Genomic DNA, 21364 nt, shown 5'->3' with positions numbered 1-21364 from the left:
TATAAATTATGTAAATAATAGTTACAAAAAAAGAAGCTGGAAAAAACCAACTTCTTTTTTTGTTTATTCAACAACTGCTTCAGCAATTTCTTCTGCAGTGATTCCTGCGAAGTAACGACCTAGGTTAATGGTTTGAAGGGCTTTGAGGACATCTTCACGTTCGTATTTGACACCACGAAGGACATCTTCTACTGCTGCAACATCTTCGATACCGAAAAAGTCTCCATAAATCTTGATATCTTGAATTTTTGACTCAATAACATTAGCAAAGATTTCAACCTTACCGCTTGGGAATTTAGTTCCACGACGGATGTTGTATTCAGGTGATTTCCCATAGTTCCAGTCCCAAGTTCCAAACTTAGTTTCTTTGATGCGATTGATTTCAGCCAATTCTTCATCTGAGAATACATACTCAGTCATCTCAGGGTATTCTTTTTTCATGTATTCCAAGAGTAAATCACGGAATTCTTCAACAGTGATCTTTTCTGGCAACTCATCGATAATATTAGTTACTCGAGCACGGACTGACTTAACCCCTTTTGATTCAAACTTATCTTTAGACACTTTAAGTGCGTTAGCTAGGACAGACAAATCCACGTCAAAGAGAAGACAACCATGGTGCATGATACGGCCATTGATATAGGCTTGTGCATTTCCACAGAATTTCTTACCGTCTATTTCTAAGTCGTTACGGCCTGTAAATTCAGCTTTAACACCAAGTTCAGCCAAAGTATTGATAACTGGAGTAGAGAAGCTCTTAAAGTCAAAGGCCTTGTTTTCATCTTCTTTTGAAATGATGGTATAGTTAAGGTTGTTCAAATCATGGTAAACAGCCCCACCACCACTGATCCGACGGACTACTTCAATTCCATTTTCACGAACATAGTCACGGTTAATTTCTTCGATGGTATTTTGGTGACGTCCTACAATAATAGATGGCTTATTAATCCAAAGAAGGAAGATTTGATCCTCGTCCAAAAGGTGTTTAAAAGCATATTCCTCTAAAGCAATATTAAAGGCAGTGTCGTTTGAATGATTGATAATGTATTTCATAAGATACCTTCTAATACGATAGAGACTGGAAAATAATTCCAGTCTAGTCTATCTATTTTTATTTTTTCTTAGGTGAATGGATGGCCATTCCAAGAACATCAGCAAATGCTTCGTACATAACTTCAGAGTATGTTGGGTGACCGTGGATTGTCTTAAGCATTTCTTCAACAGTGATTTCCATTTCGATGATACTTGACGCTTCATTGATCAACTCTGCAGCAGCAGGACCAATGATATGGACTCCAAGGATTTCACCATATTTCTTGTCTGCAATGACTTTAACAAATCCTTGAGCTGCATCAGATGCAATTGCACGTCCGTTTGCAGCAAAGTTGAATTTACCGATTTGGACATCATATTTTTCACGAGCTTGTTCTTCAGTCAAACCAACTGCTGCTACTTCTGGAAGTGTGTAAATAGCTGCAGGAGTCAAGTTCAATTTAGCAACATGGTGATTTCCTTTAAGGGCATTTTCAGCAGCAACTTCACCCATACGGAAGGCAGCATGTGCCAACATTTTAGTACCGTTGATATCACCTGGTGCATAGATACCTGGAACAGAAGTTTCCATGTATTCATTAACCTTGATACGACCACGGTCTAACTCAAACTCAACTTCTCCGATACCTTCAAGGTCTGGAACACGGCCGATTGAAAGAAGGGCTTTATTTGCGATGATATCATCTTTTCCTTCAACTTTGATACGAAGTTTGCCATCTTCTTCAATAATTTCTTGAAGTTTAGTACCTGTTAAGATAGTCATACCTTTGCGTTCAAGAATCAAGCGAAGGTTCTTAGATACTTCCGCATCCATTGCTGGGACAATGCGATCCATCATTTCGATAACCGTAACTTTTGAACCAAATGTCATGAAGGCTTGACCGAGTTCGATACCGACAACTCCACCACCAATGATCACAAGGCTTTCTGGTACTTCATTCATTTCAAGGATGTCATCACTAGTCATCACAAGAGATGATTCCATACCAGGAACATTGATTTTGCTTACTTTAGAACCACCAGCAAGGATAATCTTCTTAGTTTCAAGCAATTCAGAACCATTTACCAAAACATTCTTATCTTTAGTAATAGTACCGATACCTTTATGAACATCAACTCCATAGCTACGAAGAAGTCCTGCAACACCACCTACAAGGGTATTGACAACTTTAGATTTAGTTTCCAAAAGTTTCTCCATATCAACTGTGAAATTAGGATTTTCAATCACGATACCACGATTGGCTGCATGACCGATATTCTCGATAATTTCAGCGTTATGAAGGTAAGTTTTAGTTGGGATACATCCGCGGTTCAAACATGTTCCACCAAGTTCAGATTTCTCAACAAGAGCGACCTTACCACCTAATTGAGCTGCTTTAATGGCAGAAACATAACCAGCAGGTCCACCACCAATAACAACGATATCATAAGCATCATCGCTCTTACCATCATCGTTCGAAGCACTTGCTGCAGGTGCTGGGCTAGCTTCTGGTGCAGCTGCTCCAGCTGTTGGGATATTTTCCCCTTCTTCACCAAGATAACCGATAACTTCAGTAACAGGAACAGTCTCGCCGTCCCCTTTCAGGATAGCGATCAAGTAACCGTCTTCTTCTGCTTCCAATTCCATGCTGACTTTGTCAGTCATGATTTCCAAAAGGATTTCTCCTTCTTTTACAAATTCTCCGACTTTTTTATTCCATTGGACGATTTGTCCTTCTGTCATATCCACGCCTGCTTTTGGCATAATTACTTCTAAGGCCATATCTTACTTCCTTTATCTATATTTCTAAAAATAAATTCTCTAAACCAACATTGAGATTGGGTTTTCAATTAAAGCTTTCAAGTCTTTCATAAACTTAGCACCAGCCATACCATCTACGACACGGTGGTCAATTGTTAAACCAAGACTCATAATTGGACGAATCACGATTTCACCATTAACAACAACTGGTTTCTCAATTGTTGAGCTAACCCCAAGGATTGCTGAGTTCGGTTGGTTAATGATTGGACCGAATGATTGAACACCAAACATTCCCAAGTTACTAATGGTGAAGGTTGAATTTTGCAACTCGCTAGGAGCTAGTTTACCATCCAAAGTACGTCCGATAACATCTTTAAAGGCAACTACTAACTCAGACAAACTCAATTTTTCAGCATTATAAACAACTGGCGTCATCAAACCATTATCCATTCCAACTGCCATCGCAAGGTTGACATAGTTGTGAGTGATAATTGTCTTACCGTCTTCAGTTAATGAAGCGTTAATGTACGGGTGTTTCATAAGCGTCTTAACAACCGCAAGTGAAAGCAAGTCTGTAACGGTAATTTTCTTACCAGTTGCTTCCATGATTGGATCAAGGACCTTCTTACGAAGGGCAAGCATTTCAGACATATCGACATCATAGTTAAGCGTGAAGGTTGGTGCAGTCAAGTAAGATTCAACCATACGTTGAGCAATAACCTTACGCATTGGTGTCATCGGAATACGCTCGATTTCCCCATAAGGAGTTACGTTATCTGGAATTTCTTCCACTTTTTCGATCTGAGAAGGTGACTTGATTGTATCGTTTTCAATATTTTCCGGAAGGAAAGCTAAAACATCCTTCTTCATAATCTTGCCACGATGACCAGTTCCTTGGATTTCCTGCCATGCAATGTTATGTTCAAGGGCAATTCGTTTTGCAAGTGGTGAAATGCGAACCACATTAGTGTCTTTAAATGTTTCCACGTCTTCTTTGTGGACACGACCGTTTGCGCCTGAGCCAGAAATATCGTAGAGATTAATTCCTAAATCATCCGCTAATTTTCTAGCTGCAGGAGTCGCTCTTAGCTTATCATCAGCCATGACCTCTCCTATTCTATTATAAGATATCAAGGACGTAGAGAACTTTGCATCTATAGATACAAAGCATCTCGTCCGATTAATTTATTTACATAATTTATATTATGTATTATTGTTTGTTGTGAGTTTTACGGATTGCATCTTTGATGCTTTCAACTGTCGGAATCATTGCATTTTCAAGATTTTGTGCATAAGGCATTGGTACATCCTCACCTGCACAACGGCGAATAGGTGCATCTAAATAATCGAATGCTTCTGATTCTGAGATAATAGCTGAAATTTCACCGATAAAACCACTTGTCTTGTGGGCATCGTTGACAAGAACTACTTTTCCAGTCTTCTTAACTGAGTTAATGATGATTTCTTTATCAAGTGGAACCAAAGTACGTGGGTCTACTACTTCTACTGAGATGCCTTCTTCAGCCAATTCTTCAGCTGCTTGCATGACACGACGAAGCATTTTACCGTATGTTACTACAGTTACATCAGTTCCTTCGCGTTTGATTTCTCCGACACCAAGTGGGATAGTATAGTCTGGATCAACAGGAACTTCACCTTTTTGGTTAAATTCTGATTTGTATTCAAGAATGATAACAGGGTTGTTGTCACGGATAGAAGACTTAAGAAGACCCTTCATATCAGCTGGTGTACCTGGAGCTACAACCTTCAAACCAGGAATATGGGTAAACCATGATTCCAAAGATTGGGAGTGTTGAGCTGCAGATCCAACTCCGTTACCAGCGGCACAGCGGATTGTAATTGGTACTTGACCTTTACCACCAAACATGTAACGAGTTTTAGCTGCTTGGTTGACGATATTATCCATGGCAATAACAGAAAAGTCCATGAAAGTCATGTCAACGATTGGGCGAAGTCCAGTCATGGCTGCACCAGCAGCTGCACCTGAGATAGCAGCTTCAGAAATCGGACAGTCACGTACACGTTCTGGCCCAAATTCTTCAAGCATACCTACAGAAGTCCCGAAGTCTCCACCGAAAACTCCGACATCTTCACCCATCAAAAGCACATTTTCATCACGACGCATTTCCTCAGACATTGCAAGGATAATGGTATCGCGGAAAGACATTAATTTAGTTTCCATATTTTCTCTACTTCTCCTTAGTCTGCGTATATATCTTCAAATGCTGATTCTAGTGGAGGGAATGGACTCTCTTCAGCAAATTTAACAGATGCTTCCACTGCTTCCTTAACTTGTGCTTGAATTTCTTCAAGTTCTTCTGCACTAGCAATTTTATTCTCAACAAGGTACTTGCGAAGGTTTTCGATTGGATCTTTTTCTTTCCACTCATCGACTTCTTCACGTGTACGATATTTACCAGGGTCTGATGATGAGTGACCAAGCCAACGATAGGTTACACTTTCAATCAAGACAGGACCTTTACCAGAACGAACATGGTCAACTGCTTTCTTAAATCCTTCGTAGACATCGATAACATTGTTACCGTCTTCAATAAACATTCCAGGAATACCGTAAGCAGCACTACGCTCATGGATATGCTTGACATTTGTCATTTTCTTAATGTCGGCAGAAATTCCATAACCGTTATTGATACAGTAGAAAATAACAGGTAGATTCCAAATCGAAGCCATATTAACAGCCTCATGAAATACACCTTCGTTTGTCGCTCCATCACCAAAGAAGCAGACAACGATTTTACCAGTGTTTTTCATTTGTTGAGTAAGGGCTGCACCTACTGCAATCCCCATACCACCACCTACGATACCGTTAGCACCAAGGTTACCCGCATCTAGGTCGGCGATGTGCATTGAACCACCTTTACCTTTACAAGTTCCAGTATACTTACCAAGGATTTCAGCCATCATACCATTAAGGTCGATTCCTTTAGCAATGGCTTGTCCGTGACCACGGTGGTTTGATGTTATGAGGTCGTCTTCGTTTAGAGCTAACATAGCCCCAACGTTTGCAGCTTCCTCACCAACAGAAAAGTGCGTCATACCTGGCACTTTACCTTTTTTTACTAATTGAGCAATTTTTAAATCCATACGACGAATTTCTTCCATCTTACGGAACATCTCAAGCAAAAGATTTTTATCTAAAGTTGACATAATCTTGCCTTTCTAAGTTTAATTTCTTATAATTCTATTCTAACTTATAGGTTAACTATAGTCAAAGATTATGCTTAATATTTTTTCACAATATAAAAAAAGAAAAGTCAATGAAATCAAGACTTTTCTTTACGTAAAATGACTATTTCACAAAGTGATTTTTCAAGGATATTTTCAACAAATTATTTGAATCTTTTCATAATAACTTGTAAACGCCACTGATAGAGTAATCCGCTGACAACTAAACTTACGATAAGACCTATCCAATATGAATAAGCATCGAGATTTGTTGAATAATCTAGAAACAAACCAAGAGGTATAGCAACTCCCCAGTATCCAAGGAGACCAAGGTAGAAAGGTATGACAGTATCTTTGTAGCCTCGTAAAATCCCTTGTAATGGTGCCGCAAATGTATCAGCTAACTGGAAAAATAAGCTATAGGTCATAAAACTAGCAGTTAGTTGAACGAACTCTGGATCATGACCATAGAGACTGGCAACATTTTTTCTAAAAACATACAGAAAAGAAAGGGTTAAAATTGCGAATGCCATAGCTGATAGTCGTCCGATTTTTATGTATTTCTTAGCATCCTCTTGACGTTTAGCACCAACCTCGTAAGAAACAACAATAGCCATTGCTGTTGAAATGCTCATAGGAAAAGCGTACATGAGAGATGAAAAGTTCATGGCAGACTGATGACTAGCTATTATCAATGATGAAAACTTCGCCATAATCAAGCCAACGGCTGAAAAAATAGCAACTTCAGCAAATACAGTCCCACCAATAGGTAACCCCAGTTTTATCGCTTCTTTTATTTTATTCCTGTCTAAAGGTAGTCGGTTTTCTAAATGTAGTTCTTTTAATTTTTCTTGTTTAAGAAGGACTAGTATAGATATACCCAACAAGGCCCAATAAGCCATAGAGGTCCCAAGTCCAGCTCCAGCTCCTCCCAACTCAGGAAAACCAAAGGCACCATAAATCAATAAATAGTTAAAACCACTATTGAGAGGGAGTAATAAAAGCATCAAATACATGGACAACCTTGTTAACCCAAGTGCATCCAGTAACGAACGAATGACACTAAAGAGTAGGAGAGGAATAATCCCTATTGCTAAAAACCATAGATAACGAACTGCTATATTTGCTACCGTCACTTCTAATCCCATATTATTTAGAACTAGAGGAGCAACCAGAAAAACTAAAACAAATAGAAAAATGGATAAGCCAAGCGAAAGATAAAGAAACTGATAGAAATCAGAAGCCACTTCTTCTTTTTTCCCACGTCCTAAATGATGTCCAACTATTGGAACTAAGGCAGAAACAATACCTGTTAAAAAAGTAAAGAAAGGATTCCACAAGCTAGTAGCCATTGAAACACCAGCTAAATCAATAGTATTGTACTGGCCGGTCATGGTTGTATCGACAAAGGAAGCCGAATAATTTGCGAATTGATAAACCAAAATAGGGAAGAAAATCTTAAGAAATAAAATGAACTTGTCTTTAAAATGATCGGTTTGATACATACAGACTCTCTCTAAATTTAAATTTTATAGAGCAGTATTTCATCTAGTATTTATAGACAATCTGTCCATTACAAATAGTGTATTTTACCTGCCCTTTTAAAGTTTCACCGATAAATGGTGAATTAGCTGCTTTAGAAGCAAAATGTGTGTCTACAATTCGGTCAGCTTTATCATCGAAAATGGTAATATCAGCTGGACCATTTTCAGCCAAATAACCTGCTTCAAAATGATACAATTTAGCTGGGTTTACTGTCATTTTTTCTAATAATTCCATCAAGCTTAGCTCACCAGCTTCGACTAAGTAAGTTAAACCAAGTGACAATGAAGTTTCCAGTCCTGTCATACCTGAAGGAGCTTTGGTGATATCTTCGACATTCTTTTCATCAGCATGGTGAGGCGCGTGGTCAGTCGCAATGACAGAAATGACACCAGACTTGAGTCCTTCGATAACTGCACGGCGGTCAGACTCCAAGCGAAGTGGTGGATTCATCTTAGCGTTACTTCCCTTAGTCAAGAGAAGCGCTTCAGTCTTAGAGAAATGTTGCGGTGCTACTTCTGCAGTTACGTTTGCTCCCAAACCTTGAGCGAACTCTACAACCTTAACACTTTCTTCCTTGGATAAGTGCTGGATATGAACATGGGCTTTTGTTGCATAGGCGATCATGACATCACGTGCAATCATTGCATACTCTGCAACCCCTGTAGCGCCACAAATATGGAAGTGTTCTTTAGCAATATTTTCATTAAAACCTAGCGTACCATTCAGACCAGGATCTTCCTCGTGTAAGCTGATAAAGGTATTGAGTTTTTTAGCCTCTTCCATAGCTTCCTTGACCACTTTACTGCTTTCAAGCGGAATACCATCATCTGAAAAACCAACGGCTCCAGCTTCTAAAAGCGCCTTAAAGTCAGTCAAGTCTTGGCCATTAAAGTTCTTGGTAATCGTTGCTACAGACTTAACATTAATTTTTTCCTTTGCCGCAGATTGAAGTACTTCCTGCAAAGTCTCAACATCTGAGATGGTTGGATTGGTATTAGCCATCATAACTACAGTTGCAAATCCACCAGCAGCAGCTGCAAGGGCTCCTGTATGGATATCTTCCTTGTGAGTTTGACCAGGTTCACGGAAATGAACATGGATATCAACCAAGCCGGGTGCAACTACAAGACCAGTTGCATCAATGATCTCTGCATCTTTCTCACTAATTTGTGGTGCAATTTTGACAATTTTACCGTCTTCAACCAAGACATCACACACTTGATCCAAACCAGACTTAGGATCCATTACTCGACCATTTTTGATTAGTAACATCTGCTTTCTCCTTTATTCGTAGAAATCCACTTGGGTATCCAATAACTTATCACCATCATAAACAAACTTAGCTGAAAAGAAGGGTTTGTCCTCTAAAAGCCACTCTACGAAGGTGTGGTCTCCTTCCCAGGTTGGTTTGCTTAAAACCTCATCATAAGGAACCCATTCTAAAGTCCCTTCATTACAGTCAATCAACTCACCTTCGAACTCAGTTACTTTAAACACATAGGTGTACCAGTCTAAATCTGGTGTAAATTCAGGAAAGGTGATTACACCTTTAAGAACTGGCTTAGCCTTCAATCCTGTTTCTTCTAAAATCTCGCGGGCCGCACATTCTTGTGGAGTTTCTCCACGCTCTAACTTTCCACCTACACCGATCCATTTTCCTTCATGGACATCATTAGGCTTTTTATTGCGATGAAGCATGAGCAGTTCTTTTCCATTATCAATGTAGCAAATCGTCGCTAACTGGGGCATATTATTCTCTCCTTATCTAAGCCAATCAATCGGCTCTTGTCCTGTCTCTGTTAAGAATGTATTGGCCTTAGAAAAAGGCTTGGAACCCCAAAATCCTCTGTAAACGGAAAGAGGACTTGGATGGGCGGATTCGATAATCAAATGCTTGGGATTGGTCACCAATGATTTCTTCTTGCGTGCATAAGCACCCCAAAGAACAAAGATTACAGGTCTATCTATATTATTGACAACCTTAATCACTGCATCCGTGAAAGGCTCCCAAATCTGACCAGCATGACCATTGGCCTGGCCAGCTGGAACAGTCAAGCAAGCATTTAGAAGTAAAACGCCTTGCTCCGCCCAAGACGTTAAATCGTGTGAAGATTTAAGCCCAACATCATCAGCAAGTTCTTTTAGAATATTTTGCAAAGAAGGAGGTGCTGGGATATTATCTGGAACAGAAAAACTCAAACCTTGAGCCTGACCAGGACCATGATAAGGATCCTGACCAAGAATCACCACTTTAACCTCTTCAAGAGGAGTTGTTAAAAGAGCCTGAAAAACTTTTTCCTTGGCCGGATAGACAGTTTCTTGTGCATAAACCTGTTCCATAAAGTGATTGATTTTCCCAAAATAACCTTCCGGTAATTGCTCCTTAATCAAGGCGTGCCAAGATGAGTGTTGCATAGCTTTCTCTCCTTTACCGTATCCATCGAAAAGCACGTCTTAATTCATCCGTACCATTTTTAAAAAAGCATAAACCATGTGCAAGTATAATCTTATCAGGTTTCCAGTTTAACATACGGGAAAAGGAAGTTTTTGCTTCCCTTTGTCTTCCTATGAAAGTCATCCGATAATCGATAGGAGTTTGTCCATCAGGGGATGTTACACGAGCTAAACGATAGAATCTTCTGCGGATTGGACTAGCTATCTTTTCCGGTTCAAAATTCTCTATGAGGTCTGTCACAATCAGTGTTTTAGTTGATTTATGAAAAAATACCACCTCTTCAATGACTGAACTTCCCTTAAAAATGAGTTGTTCAATCTCATCAGACCATAAGTCAGGAGCCTTATCTGTTAAGGGAGCATCAAATACAACCTTGACTTTCTGACTTTTCGCTCTCTCTTCTACTCCTGGACTAGACCATGCTTGCGCATGAGGATATCTTTGTTTCCAATCTGCAATATAGGCGTAGTGAATCTTATTTGGTGAAATCAGGTAAGCCACTTTGCCCAAAGCGTTCAGTTCAGTAAAAAGTTTCTCATTTGGAGCAATAGGAGAATGAATCCAAAGTTTGTCATCATTTAACTTAATCACCGTCATACGTGTCTGAAAAGGAAGTTTGAAGACCTTCATATCCATTTGTATCAAATCACCATCTACTATCCAGATATTTTGATCAACTTCCTTTAGTAAATACAATGGTTCATAAAGAGAAAGAGGTGGCCTAGACATCATTTACTACTCCTTCGTTTTTACTGCCTCTATTATAGCAAAAAGTGGCTATGGAAACCACTTTTTACAGTTTATCTAAGAGTTCTAGCAGAGCCTGATAAGAGTCAACTTCGTAAGTCGGCTTGGCTTGTGTGTGATTTTCGAGGTGATGAGGGTTGTACCAGATAGTGGCAATCCCAGTATTATTACCACCTTGAATGTCGGCGGTTAGGGAATCTCCAATCATCAGCGTCTTTTCTTTGCTAAAACCTGCAATCTGCTGACCAATTTTTTCATAGAATAGTGCATCAGGTTTTTGAGTTTGCAACTGCTCTGAGACAAAAACTTGGTTGAAATAGGGAGCCAGACCTGATTGAGCCATACGACCTGTCTGAATTGTAGTTATCCCGTTGGTGGCAGCGTAGAGTTCATAACCACGATCAATAAGGCTATCTAAGAGTTCCATGGCCCCAGAAAATACCTGCCCCTGTTGAGCTAAATAAAACTGATAACGTACAGCTAAGTATACGCCATCCTTTTCAATTCCAAAATACGAAAACAATTTTGAAAATCGTGTATTAACTAATTCCTGTTTTCTAATCTTTTTAAGCTCCAAATCCTTCCAGAGAGACTTATTCATTGGAACGTAATAATCTTTATAGGCTTGAATATCGGTAACACCTTCTTCTTTTAGAAGTTGCGTTAAAGCTACATCCTCGGCAGTATCAAAATCAAGCAAGGTATGATCAAGGTCGAAGAGTAAAAATTTATAAATCATCTATTCATTGTCCTGTATTCAGTATTCTTTATATAATATACTTCAAAGTATAACACAAACAAAACTATTAACCAAGTGTGGTAATTTTAAGTTGACAAAATTGAACTAAAAAAATTAAATCTAAAAGCTCTAAAATTACTAGTTAAACTTAAAAAAAATATATTAAATTACTAAAATGTGACAGAAATAAAGGATATCATTTAAGCATAAATCTGATACTAATTTTCTCCTAATTTTATGAGAAATGCAACTGTTATTATATATTATTTGTCCGTTGAAAACATAACTTATATAATAATTCGAAAAACTTACATTTTCATAATAATTTGACACCTTAAACATTGATGTCCATGTTTTATTGTGATATAATTCACGTTATAGGGGAGTTTTAGTGTTAGACTAGGAGGAGGCTTGGTTAAGGTTTGTCTATAAAATTAACCTATATTATTAACTCGTCTTTCAGTTAATGATTGACACTACTTTATATTATATTTAGAAACTATCTTAAATTTATAAGAAGGATGTATATGATGAACAAAAAGAAAAAGTTTAGTATTTTCTCATTTTTGATCGTTGTATTGACGACTATTTTCGTATTTAGTTTGAATAAAACTTTTGCTGAAACTCCTGAGGTTTCAGTTTCTGGAAAATTTGTTGATACAATCCAAAATGTTAAAGTATCAAATAATGAAGGCGGAGATCTCAACTGGGACTTGCAACAGTGGGCAACCTTCCGAATCAACGCTGATTATAATTTGTCTGGAAAAAATGTTAAAGCAGGAGATTCAACTGTAGTTACTGTTCCAGATGCTTTGATGATTACTAATACTTCGTTCAAGATTCGTGATATCAATACAAATGAGATTATCGCAAATGCTGAAGTAAGCCCAGATAATAAATCCATTACAATTACCTATACGGATTATGTTGAAAAACACTCAGATACAAGCGGATCATTCTTCTTTTACGCTCGTATCGATTTCAAAAAACACCCACAAAAAGGTGAGGTTCCAGTAGAAATCACCATTAACAAAGAAACAAAAATTGCTGGTAAAGTTTCATTTACTGGTGTTGGCGATGGAAATCCTAGACTTTTAACAAAGACTAGTTGGGTAAACGCAGGGGACCAAAGGGAAATTCAATACACGATTTCTGTCAATCGTACAAAACAAAATATTAAGAATGTTACACTCGAAGATCACTTACAATTTACGAATGCTTCATACGTAAAAGATAGCATTAAAATTATTAAAGGTAAATTCTCTTATGATACTGGTGAGTGGGTATTCTCTGATAGAGTTGATGTAACAGACCAACATAAGATTACAATTAGCGAAGATGGTCAATCATTTGTTATCGATTTAGGTGATGTTACTGAAAATGACCAATATCGTATTGCTTATAATGTTCGTTTAAATTATGATCCAGCCGACGGAGAGGTCTTGAAAAATGAAGCAACTCTTAAAGGTCTAGGTATTGAAACCAAAAATGTAACGAATGCTGCTGCCGTTCAAATTGCTGGTGGTTCTGGTGTTGGTTATGTTTTCTCAATCAACATTCATAAAGTCGATGATGCTAACCAACCACTTAAAGGTGCTAAGTTTAGAGTCGTTCGTCAAGCTAATAATCAAGTCATTGGTGAGTTTGAATCAGATGAAAATGGTAATATTGCTGTTGGCAAACTGTTAAAAGATAAATATATCTTAACTGAAATTGAAGCCCCTTCAGGTCATATCATCAAAGAAGCCGATACTGTGGTTAATGTTGAAGATTTTGGAGCAGATCATTCGGTAACCAAAACGATTGTGAATCCGAAGGAAGAAACTACAACAACTACAACCACCACTACAACTACGACTGAAGAAACCACAACTACTACCACAACAACTGAAGAGCCTAAGACTACTTCAACCACAACTACTGAAGAACCTAAGACTACTTCAACTACAACTACTGAAGAGCCTACAACTACTTCAACAACAACTACAACTGAAGAACCTAAGACTACTTCAACTACAACTACTGAAGAGCCTACAACTACTTCAACTACAACTACTGAAGAGCCTAAGACTACTTCAACTACAACTACTGAAGAACCTAAGACCACTTCAACTACAACAACTGAAGAGCCTAAAACTACTTCAACTACAACAACTACTGTAGAAGAACCTAAAACTACAGTAACTACAACAAATGATAAACCTGGACTTCCTAAAACTGGAGAAGGCAAAGGTACATTGGTTACTATCATTGGATTTGTAACTTTAATTTCATCCATTATTTTGGTAGCATTTCTACATAAATCAAAAAAAGACTAATTCTAAATTAGAGATTAGGTTTGATTAGAAGTTCAAAAAGGATTTACTTTTTAAAAGTAAATCCTTTTTTGTATGATTAAAGATAAAATTCGATAACTAGTTTTGTTTAGTTATCGATAATAAAGAATTTTAGTCCTTTTCACCAAGTTTGCTATTGATGGTCATCATGATACTTGCAATCTTTTCACCCCAATATGGATCAGAAGCGTAAAGAGTGTTCATTCCAGATGATTTATTTCCAAGATGAGTTCTACCTTCATCAATATAATTCTCTCGGATCCATTTAGCAGCCCCCAAGATTCCTTTGTCGACATTGTCAAAACTCTTAGCTGAATGATACGGAGTAGTATCGTAGGCTGCAATACCAAAGAAGTTATTTTTATCGTTAGCAATTTGACTACGTCCCCACGAACTTTCTAAGGCACTGTGAGCCATTAGATAGAGTGCGTTAACCTGATAACGTTTCTCCGCTTCTTTAAAGACAGCTCCTTTACCTGCGAGACGACTTCCGTTAATATTCATTAGAGAATAAACTTTATCTAGTTCAGCTGCTGTATAATTGGTTGGCTTTCTTAAGTCTCGATAGAGGAATGGATTCTCGACTTTAAAGGTATCAAAGTTAACACCATCCGATGAATAGTATTTTTTACCAATTGCCATAGATGAACTATGAGGTGCTACACGAACGCTTGTATATGGTGATAACTCGTGGTAAATATAACGACCGTCACTCGTATAATGAGGGATAAACTCGTCACTTGCATTCACAGCTACAAGGTCACTCTTATTCATAAAGCCTGAAAGTCCAGAAATTTGGACTGGTAATCTATCTCCTTGAGATCCTGAGGCAGAAACAGCAACGATAGAACCTTGAGAAATATAGCTAAGTCTACTACCAGAGGCGCTATAAACATAGGCTATAATTGGTTTTACCTTATAGTAAGTTGATGCAGACGGATTAGAAATCCATTTTCCATTATTCTCGAAACTATAATCTTTACCTTTGATTTTAAGAGTTCCAGTAGCATATTGTCCATCTTCTTTCAGATAATACCAAGCATTGTATGAGTTATCAAATATCCACTCACTTTTGGCCATATGGCCACCTGATTTAAGATAGTAGGACCCTTGCCATTGATTTTCAGCATAAGTCCCATCTGGTTTTAAGTAGAACCAGCTATTGTACTGTTTGTCAAAAATCCATTCACTTTGTGCCATAGCACCACTATCTTTTAAATAGTATTTCTTTTTCCAGGTGCTACTTACCATTACACCTTCCGCATCAAAGTAATACCAGCGGTCTTTAATTTTTTCCCATTTATTACGAGTTATTTTACCGGATGCATCAGCGTAATACCACTTGTTAGAAATTTTAACCCATGAAGATTCGGCTAATGCACCGCTCTTATTAAAGAGATACTCTTTGTAAATCGTATCACTGAGCATGGTTCCGTCTTGGTTAAAGTAATACCAGATGTTCTTAATTTTTTCCCACTTATTACGAAGAATTTTCCCATCTTGATTACCATAGTACCATTTATCACCAATTTTAGTCCAAGTGTTAATTGCTAAAGCTCCACTACTATTGAACAAATAGTCTTCGTAAATGACATTACTAAGCATGATACCGTCTTGATTAAAACGATACCAATCTCCAGAAATACTAGCCCATTTATTTCGAGTTACTTTTCCTTCTTCAGTCGCATAATACCATTTATTTTCAAGTTTCACCCATGATGATTCCGCTAGGGCTCCACTCTTATTGAAAAGATAGTCGTTAAAGACAGTATTGCTAAGCATGGTACCATCCTGGTTAAAATAATACCAAACTCCAGCAATCTTCTTCCAATTTTTGACAGCCTTTTTATTTTCATAATAACGCCATTGGCCATTCTCTTTTTGCCAACCTTCTTTGTTGACCTCTTCAGTAATTTCTTCTGTTGAAGAGTTATCCTTGGTAAGGGCTGTTTCTTGTTTCTGTGTGGTTTGAGAAGAATCCTTTTCTGCCTTGTTTTGTGTTTCGTTCTGATTCTGCTTATCGTTCTGCTCTTGACCTTGAGCTTGCTTTATCTCTTTATTATCCTTACTAGTTCTATTTGCTACAGTTTTGTCAGAACTTTCTATTTTATTTGTAGCTTGGTTTTCTTCAGCCAACACTGTTGTTTTTGAAATACCTGCAATGGAAAGAACAACAGAACTTGCTAGTAATATCTTTTTCATTTTTAACCTTTCAATTTTATATTCCCTAAATTTTTTACTTCTTACTTATCGTTTTAAAGACAACATTTATCCACTTTATTATACAATATAATTTTAATTATAAAAGTAAGGTCTTTAAGAAGAAAGAAAGTTGTAATATTGTTAAAACAATTTAGAAATAAAAGTCAACAAAAAGTAGTCGTTCTGATATTGTTCGACTACTTTTTTTGTATTATCAATAATTAACTCTCTATTACTCTGCTAGTTTTATTAGTTAGAAGTGGATGTATAATAATAGATAGAATGGCTAAGATTGCAAAACTGATACCGACATACCAGTATGGTGCATCAAGTGTGGTTGAACGACCAGAAAGATTGACAATACCTCGGAATAGTGTCCCTGTTGTAATAATAGCTACTGCCGAATTCCATAAATTAAGGCTAATTCTGGAAAAATATGGAAGGACTTTGAGCAAGATTGCTAGTATTATCCCACCGACCAGAGGTACGGTGAACAAGTAATGCATGTAAACTGATGTCTCTCCAAAACTGAATGCTTCATAAATTCTAGAGAAGGCAAAGAAGAAAATCGTAATTAGTGTATAAGAGATGGCAGTTTTTTTAAAACGTTTTTTGTTAGGATTAATAACCGATGTAGACAATATCACTCACCGCCCTTTCTGAAATTTTGTTTCCTCCAGTCGTTGGTTTATTGATAACCTGACCGTTGAAGTAAAGTGTAGAGGAACCCCCACCATCAAGATTGTAAGCTGTTTTTGCACCGTATGATTTCATGACTTCAGCCATTTGGTACAGGGATAGACCCTTGCTTTCAGATGTACGTCCGTCAGAAACTACAATAATGTAGTGGTTTTCATCGATAATACCAATAGCTGTACGTGGATTCGAAGCCATAGCTTGTCCAACTTCTTGGTTTTTTCCTACTACTACTTCACCATTTTCAACCAAGGCAGGACCAAAAGCTAAGAGATTAACAACTCCGTCTTTGACTAGTTGGTCAGCTGAAATCTGATCCTCGTAAATAATCTTGAAAGAACCATCTTTATAAATGGCTAAATCACCATTATTAGAATTTTCACGGACAGTATCACGATAGACAACGCCATTACGGATAACATAACCTGAAGAATTGGCACCGTAATAGTCACCATTGACTGCTAAAATTGCATCATTATCTGCAGCAGTGACAGATGTTTTAGCTGTTACGTTTGTTCCAAATGAGTTTTGAGCAAATGCTGTTTTTAGATATTCTGATGAACTTACTGTAACATCTGCAACGTAGACTTGCGTATTATTGACCGTTGTTTCAGTCAAATTGATGGAGATATTATCATCCTTATAACTTGAGTCTGTTACTGTTGCTGTTTTAGCTGCTTGGCTTGCCGTGGCAGTATTTGTACTAGTGCTAGTTGTTGCTACTGTCGAAATAGTTTCAGCGAGAACAAAGGTCTTCAGCATAGAGTAGCTAAAGGATCCTGTCAAAAGTAATGCGACAACCGAAGCATAAGCATATCGTTTCTTTAAAAATTTCATAGTACAGTTGATGTCCTTTCCTTAAAAATGAATTTCTTCTGAACGGTCCAAGAAACAGCAAAGAGAAGGATGCCGACGATAATTTTGGCAATCAGAAGGTTGATACCAAAGACTGTAAAGAAGAGACGAATCAGTAGCGTGTCTAAGACAAAGAGTCCGACTGCTAGACCAAAGTATCCCACTCCTGTTTTCACAATGCTATCGTCGTTTTTAAAGACTAGTTTTTTATTTGTAGAGTAGTTAAAAACGTAGCTTGTTACACGAGCTAGTCCGTTTGCTAGAAAGATTCGTAGACTCGTCGGAACTGTCGGCAAAATCAAGATTGCTAGGGCGTAAACGACATAGTCTACAACAAAGCTACTGAGAGATGATAAGGCAAATTTAAAGATATTTTTATAAATCATGAGCCCGTCCTGGATTGGGCGGAAGTGTGAAGCCTCATTGTCATTAATATAGACAGTTTCAATAGGAACTTCTAAAATCTCATATTCTTTTGTAGCTTCGAGCAACATATTCATTTCATATTCGTAACGTTGGCCTTCAATCTTAAGCATAAACGGTATCAAGTTTGTTGTAAAAGCACGAAGTCCAGTTTGTGTATCTGTTACACCTACTCCTGTTTGAAGTTTAAAGAGTGCTTTTGTCAAGCTATTTCCGAAACGGCTACGAAGGGGTACTTTACCTGTGAAGGCCCGCACACCCAAGATTAGCTTGTTAGGATTTTCAGAAGCTTTGTTAGCCGTACGGAGAATATCCCAAATCTTATGCTGCCCATCTGCGTCTGCCGTTACAACCGTTCCATAGCTATTTTGTTGTTGGATATAATCAAAGGCCGTTTTAAGCGCTTGGCCTTTACCTTGGTTCACTTGGTGACGGAGCACCGTAGCATATTGTTCTGCTTTATCAAAGATATTTTGACACTTTGATGAACCACCGTCGTCGATAACTAGAATACGAAAATCACTCTTTTCGTGGATTTTTTCGATGAGTTTGATAAGTTTATTATCAGGTTGATAAGCTGGAATTACTATATAGTTCATACCGGCACTCCTTTCTTAGTGATGGTATAACTATACAGAACATCGCTTAAAACTACCTTATATCAGTTTTCTTTAAGAAAAAGTACAGAATAATTTAATGTTTTGAAAAGATTGTAAATCGTTATTTGTAATAAATATACATAATATCCTTTAAATGCTTCAAACTTCACTTAACAAATCATTCAAATAAAAAAGTCAGCCCCAAAGGGTTGACTCATGTTAAATCTTTGACTAAGACTCACTTATTATCGTGTGTCACTTTTAATAGTGAAATTCCAAAGAATCCCATTAGAATAGCTACGATTGTATAGAATAATTGAGAATTTGACTCACCTGTATTTGGTAACTCTGTTTGGTCCGCTACAGATTTTGACTCTACTTCTGTTTCCTTTTCGGAACTAGAAGTCTGTGCCTGGCCAGGTTCTGAACTTGAACCAGGAGTTGGTTCTACTGTGGTTGTTGTTAGCTCTACTGTCGTGGTTGTTATTGGCTCTACGGTTGTGGTTGTTGGTTCTACTGTCGTGGTTGTTGTTGGCTCTACGGTTGTGGTTGTTGGTTCTACTGTCGTTGTTGTTGTTGGCTCTTCTGTTGTTGTTGTTGACTCTTCTGTCGTTGTTGTTGGTTCTTCTGTCGTTGTTAGGATTTCCTTTTCATATTCATAAGTAATATGAACTGTTCCATTTTTTAACGTTCCAGTTTCCGAATCAGAAGAAGTCGAGAGTCCAACAAGACGATATGTGATTCCATCAACCATTATTTTGTCAGGACGTTCAATTCTATTATCTCCGACTTTGTATGTAACCAACTCTCCAGTTGAATCATAGATAGGAAATTCAGAAATCTTGTTGTATGTTTCTTTTAATTTTTGGTTAGTACCTTTGATAAGATAATCTATAATTACATTACCTGTATATAAAGCCGATACATCTTGGTCAGCCATATCTTCTTTTTCAGATACATAATAAACTACTTTCGTGTTTGCCCTTAGAGTAAATTTATCAACATAATTGAAAAAAGTTGATTTATCTATATTGGTATCTTCAGGAATTCTTGTCCAATCACCATTATTTGGGGTAATATAGGTAGTTGGATTGGACACTGACTTGATAAGATGACCATTCCTTACATAACTTTCATCAATAGATGAAGGCTCTCCCATACCACCAATGTCGTCACTATCCAAATTGGCAGCAAAATAATGGTTAGAATATTCTTCTAAATTTTGAGAGCCGGTTTCATAACTCATAACACCACCTTCTTGACTAGATTTCCAAACCATTCTAGCATCAATTGCTAAGTATTTGATTTTTTTAGCTTCTTCCATTGGAACTGTGACTTCTACTTTGTAAGCTTGACTATTATCAAAATTGGTAAACAAACCATAAGATTCAACTTTACCATCTGTCATATAACCATATTCGTAGTTGCTGGTATTGACTACGTAAGGTGTTTTTCCTGCTTCCAGTTCCTCAACGGTCGGAGTATTAAGGGTTTCGCGATCATATTTTTCTGTATCATCAAAGCTAATCTCTGTCATTGGCTTATTGACATTGATAGGATTGCCCTTAGCATCTCGTGTACCAACAAGAGTGAATTGTACCGTAGCATTCTTAATCTTTGGAACTCGAATCAAAAGATCATTTACTGTTTGTCCATGGTCACTAGTATGCATTCTCTGGTAAGCAACTATATAGCTATAAGTGACACTCTTCCCATCTTTAGTTATAGTAGCATTCTGTCCCTCTACGTTAACATGGCCACCTTCAGAAATAACATTATCGTTTAGTTTTGTTTCTACGTTATTTTCTTCTGTTACAGCAATAGATGATTCGAATGATTTGTTAGAGTCATCAATTTGGTTTGATTTAGAAGACTCTAGTTTTGAGATGCTATTATCACTATAACCCGAATTTTCTTGGATAGCAATAGTTTCTGTACTTATATTCTCATCAGATTTAACAATGAATTGTGTATATGAATTCAATACAAAAATTGAAAATGATGTAAGCCCTAATTTTACTAATTTATTCATTTGAAAAGACTCCTGTTAAAAATACCAACTATAAAAACAAAATCACTTGTCTAAATAACCATAATCTATTGTAAACGAAAGTTAATTAAAATGTAAGGAATTATACAATTTACATACTTTATGAACGTTTTTTTTATATTTTTTTAAAAGTAACAGAGTCATAAATATTTATAATTAACTAGCTTAAGCCCCTTCGCTTATACTAGAACAGTATATCTTCTTTTATTCTATTTTATCTCTTAATTTCTCGACAAAGAGATAGGCCGCAGGACAGGTTAAAGTGTTTTTGATAGTCAGATTATTGATTTGATAAATTTTTTTACGGTCGGTATGTGGAAATTCTCTACAAGCCTTGGGACGAACATCATAGATGGAACAGAGATTGTCACCACCGAGAAATGGACATGGCATTGACTTAAAGACCTTATCACCGTCTTCATCTACCTGTAGAAATTCATCTTCGAAGGCTGGTAATTTCATTTTAAAGTACTTGGCAATGCGTGTGATATCTGCTTCTTTAAAGTCTGGTCCAAGGCTCTTGCAGCAGTTTGCACAGGCTGTACAATCAATTTCTTCAAAAACTTCCTGGTGAATTTCAAGGGCAATCTTATCTAGGTTTTTTGGAGCTTTCTTTTTCAGATTTCCAAGAAATTTACGATGCTCTTTTTGCTTTTGTAAAGCTAATTGGTGATAGTATTCGATATCGATTTCTTTTGACATAGATTCTTTAACAT

The 21364-nt window shown here is 37.2% G+C and carries 18 protein-coding genes; 1 reads left to right on the top strand and 17 read right to left on the bottom strand.

Annotation, left to right across the window (positions count from 1 at the left end):
- Positions 1 to 63: 63 nt before the first annotated feature.
- From KBU52_RS02290 to KBU52_RS02240, 11 genes are all read right to left on the bottom strand, one after another.
- Positions 64 to 1053 carry a lipoate--protein ligase gene (locus KBU52_RS02290; RefSeq protein ID WP_254724182.1) on the bottom strand — a complete coding sequence of 330 codons (990 nt, stop codon included), beginning with the start codon at positions 1051 to 1053 and terminating at the stop codon, positions 64 to 66.
- A gap of 58 nt (positions 1054 to 1111) precedes the next feature.
- Positions 1112 to 2815: a dihydrolipoyl dehydrogenase gene (lpdA, locus tag KBU52_RS02285; protein ID WP_006151487.1), complete on the bottom strand. Its 1704-nt coding sequence runs from the start codon at positions 2813 to 2815 to the stop codon at positions 1112 to 1114.
- A 39-nt stretch (positions 2816 to 2854) separates the two neighbouring features.
- Positions 2855 to 3898 carry a dihydrolipoamide acetyltransferase gene (locus KBU52_RS02280; protein WP_223333047.1) on the bottom strand — a complete coding sequence of 348 codons (1044 nt, stop codon included), beginning with the start codon at positions 3896 to 3898 and terminating at the stop codon, positions 2855 to 2857.
- A 106-nt stretch (positions 3899 to 4004) separates the two neighbouring features.
- The gene (locus KBU52_RS02275; RefSeq protein WP_049548449.1) at positions 4005 to 4997 is read right to left on the bottom strand and encodes an alpha-ketoacid dehydrogenase subunit beta; all 993 of its coding nucleotides are present in this window, start codon (positions 4995 to 4997) and stop codon (positions 4005 to 4007) included.
- A 17-nt stretch (positions 4998 to 5014) separates the two neighbouring features.
- Positions 5015 to 5983: a thiamine pyrophosphate-dependent dehydrogenase E1 component subunit alpha gene (locus KBU52_RS02270; RefSeq protein ID WP_036757432.1), complete on the bottom strand. Its 969-nt coding sequence runs from the start codon at positions 5981 to 5983 to the stop codon at positions 5015 to 5017.
- A gap of 182 nt (positions 5984 to 6165) precedes the next feature.
- On the bottom strand, positions 6166 to 7506 hold the full coding sequence (locus KBU52_RS02265; RefSeq protein ID WP_006152275.1) for an MATE family efflux transporter: 1341 nt from the start codon (positions 7504 to 7506) through the stop codon (positions 6166 to 6168).
- Positions 7507 to 7549: 43 nt separating this feature from the next.
- Positions 7550 to 8818, bottom strand: a complete 1269-nt coding sequence (locus KBU52_RS02260; protein WP_254724181.1) for a dihydroorotase — start codon at positions 8816 to 8818, stop codon at positions 7550 to 7552.
- 12 nt (positions 8819 to 8830) lie between these two features.
- Positions 8831 to 9295, bottom strand: a complete 465-nt coding sequence (locus KBU52_RS02255) for an 8-oxo-dGTP diphosphatase (protein WP_001135775.1) — start codon at positions 9293 to 9295, stop codon at positions 8831 to 8833.
- Between the two features lie 12 nt (positions 9296 to 9307).
- Positions 9308 to 9961 (bottom strand): uracil-DNA glycosylase, encoded by a 654-nt coding sequence (locus KBU52_RS02250; protein ID WP_254724180.1) that lies wholly within the window; start codon positions 9959 to 9961, stop codon positions 9308 to 9310.
- A 13-nt stretch (positions 9962 to 9974) separates the two neighbouring features.
- Entirely contained in the window at positions 9975 to 10730 is a 756-nt protein-coding gene (locus KBU52_RS02245) for a DUF4336 domain-containing protein (RefSeq protein ID WP_025170353.1), read from the bottom strand.
- A gap of 64 nt (positions 10731 to 10794) precedes the next feature.
- Positions 10795 to 11487 carry a YjjG family noncanonical pyrimidine nucleotidase gene (locus tag KBU52_RS02240; protein ID WP_254724179.1) on the bottom strand — a complete coding sequence of 231 codons (693 nt, stop codon included), beginning with the start codon at positions 11485 to 11487 and terminating at the stop codon, positions 10795 to 10797.
- Positions 11488 to 12017: 530 nt separating this feature from the next.
- Between KBU52_RS02240 and KBU52_RS02235 the strand changes: the two genes are divergently transcribed.
- Positions 12018 to 13805: an Ig-like domain-containing protein gene (locus tag KBU52_RS02235; RefSeq protein WP_254724178.1), complete on the top strand. Its 1788-nt coding sequence runs from the start codon at positions 12018 to 12020 to the stop codon at positions 13803 to 13805.
- A 129-nt stretch (positions 13806 to 13934) separates the two neighbouring features.
- Here the strand turns inward: KBU52_RS02235 and KBU52_RS02230 are convergent, their stop codons facing one another.
- From KBU52_RS02230 to KBU52_RS02205, 6 genes are all read right to left on the bottom strand, one after another.
- Positions 13935 to 16025, bottom strand: a complete 2091-nt coding sequence (locus KBU52_RS02230) for a glucosaminidase domain-containing protein (protein WP_254724177.1) — start codon at positions 16023 to 16025, stop codon at positions 13935 to 13937.
- 221 nt (positions 16026 to 16246) lie between these two features.
- A complete protein-coding gene (locus KBU52_RS02225) occupies positions 16247 to 16672 on the bottom strand; it encodes a hypothetical protein (RefSeq protein ID WP_254724176.1) in 426 nt (141 codons plus the stop codon).
- Positions 16647 to 17558 (bottom strand): phosphodiester glycosidase family protein, encoded by a 912-nt coding sequence (locus tag KBU52_RS02220; protein WP_254724175.1) that lies wholly within the window; start codon positions 17556 to 17558, stop codon positions 16647 to 16649. Before KBU52_RS02220 ends, KBU52_RS02225 begins: the two co-directional genes overlap by 26 nt.
- Positions 17555 to 18598 carry a bifunctional glycosyltransferase family 2/GtrA family protein gene (locus tag KBU52_RS02215; protein WP_254724174.1) on the bottom strand — a complete coding sequence of 348 codons (1044 nt, stop codon included), beginning with the start codon at positions 18596 to 18598 and terminating at the stop codon, positions 17555 to 17557. Before KBU52_RS02215 ends, KBU52_RS02220 begins: the two co-directional genes overlap by 4 nt.
- Positions 18599 to 18836: 238 nt before the next feature.
- Positions 18837 to 20630, bottom strand: a complete 1794-nt coding sequence (locus tag KBU52_RS02210) for an LPXTG cell wall anchor domain-containing protein (RefSeq protein ID WP_254724173.1) — start codon at positions 20628 to 20630, stop codon at positions 18837 to 18839.
- Positions 20631 to 20852: 222 nt separating this feature from the next.
- Positions 20853 to 21350 (bottom strand): YkgJ family cysteine cluster protein, encoded by a 498-nt coding sequence (locus KBU52_RS02205; RefSeq protein WP_070677462.1) that lies wholly within the window; start codon positions 21348 to 21350, stop codon positions 20853 to 20855.
- Positions 21351 to 21364: the final 14 nt, after the last annotated feature.

The organism is Streptococcus sp. 9.1(2021), from assembly GCF_030466425.1.
In the GTDB taxonomy this organism is placed as follows: domain Bacteria; phylum Bacillota; class Bacilli; order Lactobacillales; family Streptococcaceae; genus Streptococcus; species Streptococcus wuxiensis.
Note: the sequence above shows the minus strand (reverse complement) of the source record. Positions and strands in the feature narration are given on the sequence as shown.

Coding starts and splice junctions, on each gene's coding strand:
- KBU52_RS02215 (WP_254724174.1), bottom strand. CDS start 18,598: ATGAACTATATAGTAATTCCAGCTTATCAACCTGATAATAAACTTATC.
- KBU52_RS02260 (WP_254724181.1), bottom strand. CDS start 8,818: ATGTTACTAATCAAAAATGGTCGAGTAATGGATCCTAAGTCTGGTTTG.
- KBU52_RS02265 (WP_006152275.1), bottom strand. CDS start 7,506: ATGTATCAAACCGATCATTTTAAAGACAAGTTCATTTTATTTCTTAAG.
- KBU52_RS02245 (WP_025170353.1), bottom strand. CDS start 10,730: ATGTCTAGGCCACCTCTTTCTCTTTATGAACCATTGTATTTACTAAAG.
- KBU52_RS02240 (WP_254724179.1), bottom strand. CDS start 11,487: ATGATTTATAAATTTTTACTCTTCGACCTTGATCATACCTTGCTTGAT.
- KBU52_RS02275 (WP_049548449.1), bottom strand. CDS start 4,997: ATGGAAACTAAATTAATGTCTTTCCGCGATACCATTATCCTTGCAATG.
- KBU52_RS02220 (WP_254724175.1), bottom strand. CDS start 17,558: ATGAAATTTTTAAAGAAACGATATGCTTATGCTTCGGTTGTCGCATTA.
- KBU52_RS02235 (WP_254724178.1), top strand. CDS start 12,018: ATGAACAAAAAGAAAAAGTTTAGTATTTTCTCATTTTTGATCGTTGTA.
- KBU52_RS02210 (WP_254724173.1), bottom strand. CDS start 20,630: ATGAATAAATTAGTAAAATTAGGGCTTACATCATTTTCAATTTTTGTA.
- KBU52_RS02270 (WP_036757432.1), bottom strand. CDS start 5,983: ATGTCAACTTTAGATAAAAATCTTTTGCTTGAGATGTTCCGTAAGATG.
- KBU52_RS02280 (WP_223333047.1), bottom strand. CDS start 3,898: ATGGCTGATGATAAGCTAAGAGCGACTCCTGCAGCTAGAAAATTAGCG.
- KBU52_RS02230 (WP_254724177.1), bottom strand. CDS start 16,025: ATGAAAAAGATATTACTAGCAAGTTCTGTTGTTCTTTCCATTGCAGGT.
- KBU52_RS02250 (WP_254724180.1), bottom strand. CDS start 9,961: ATGCAACACTCATCTTGGCACGCCTTGATTAAGGAGCAATTACCGGAA.
- KBU52_RS02255 (WP_001135775.1), bottom strand. CDS start 9,295: ATGCCCCAGTTAGCGACGATTTGCTACATTGATAATGGAAAAGAACTG.
- KBU52_RS02290 (WP_254724182.1), bottom strand. CDS start 1,053: ATGAAATACATTATCAATCATTCAAACGACACTGCCTTTAATATTGCT.
- lpdA (WP_006151487.1), bottom strand. CDS start 2,815: ATGGCCTTAGAAGTAATTATGCCAAAAGCAGGCGTGGATATGACAGAA.
- KBU52_RS02205 (WP_070677462.1), bottom strand. CDS start 21,350: ATGTCAAAAGAAATCGATATCGAATACTATCACCAATTAGCTTTACAA.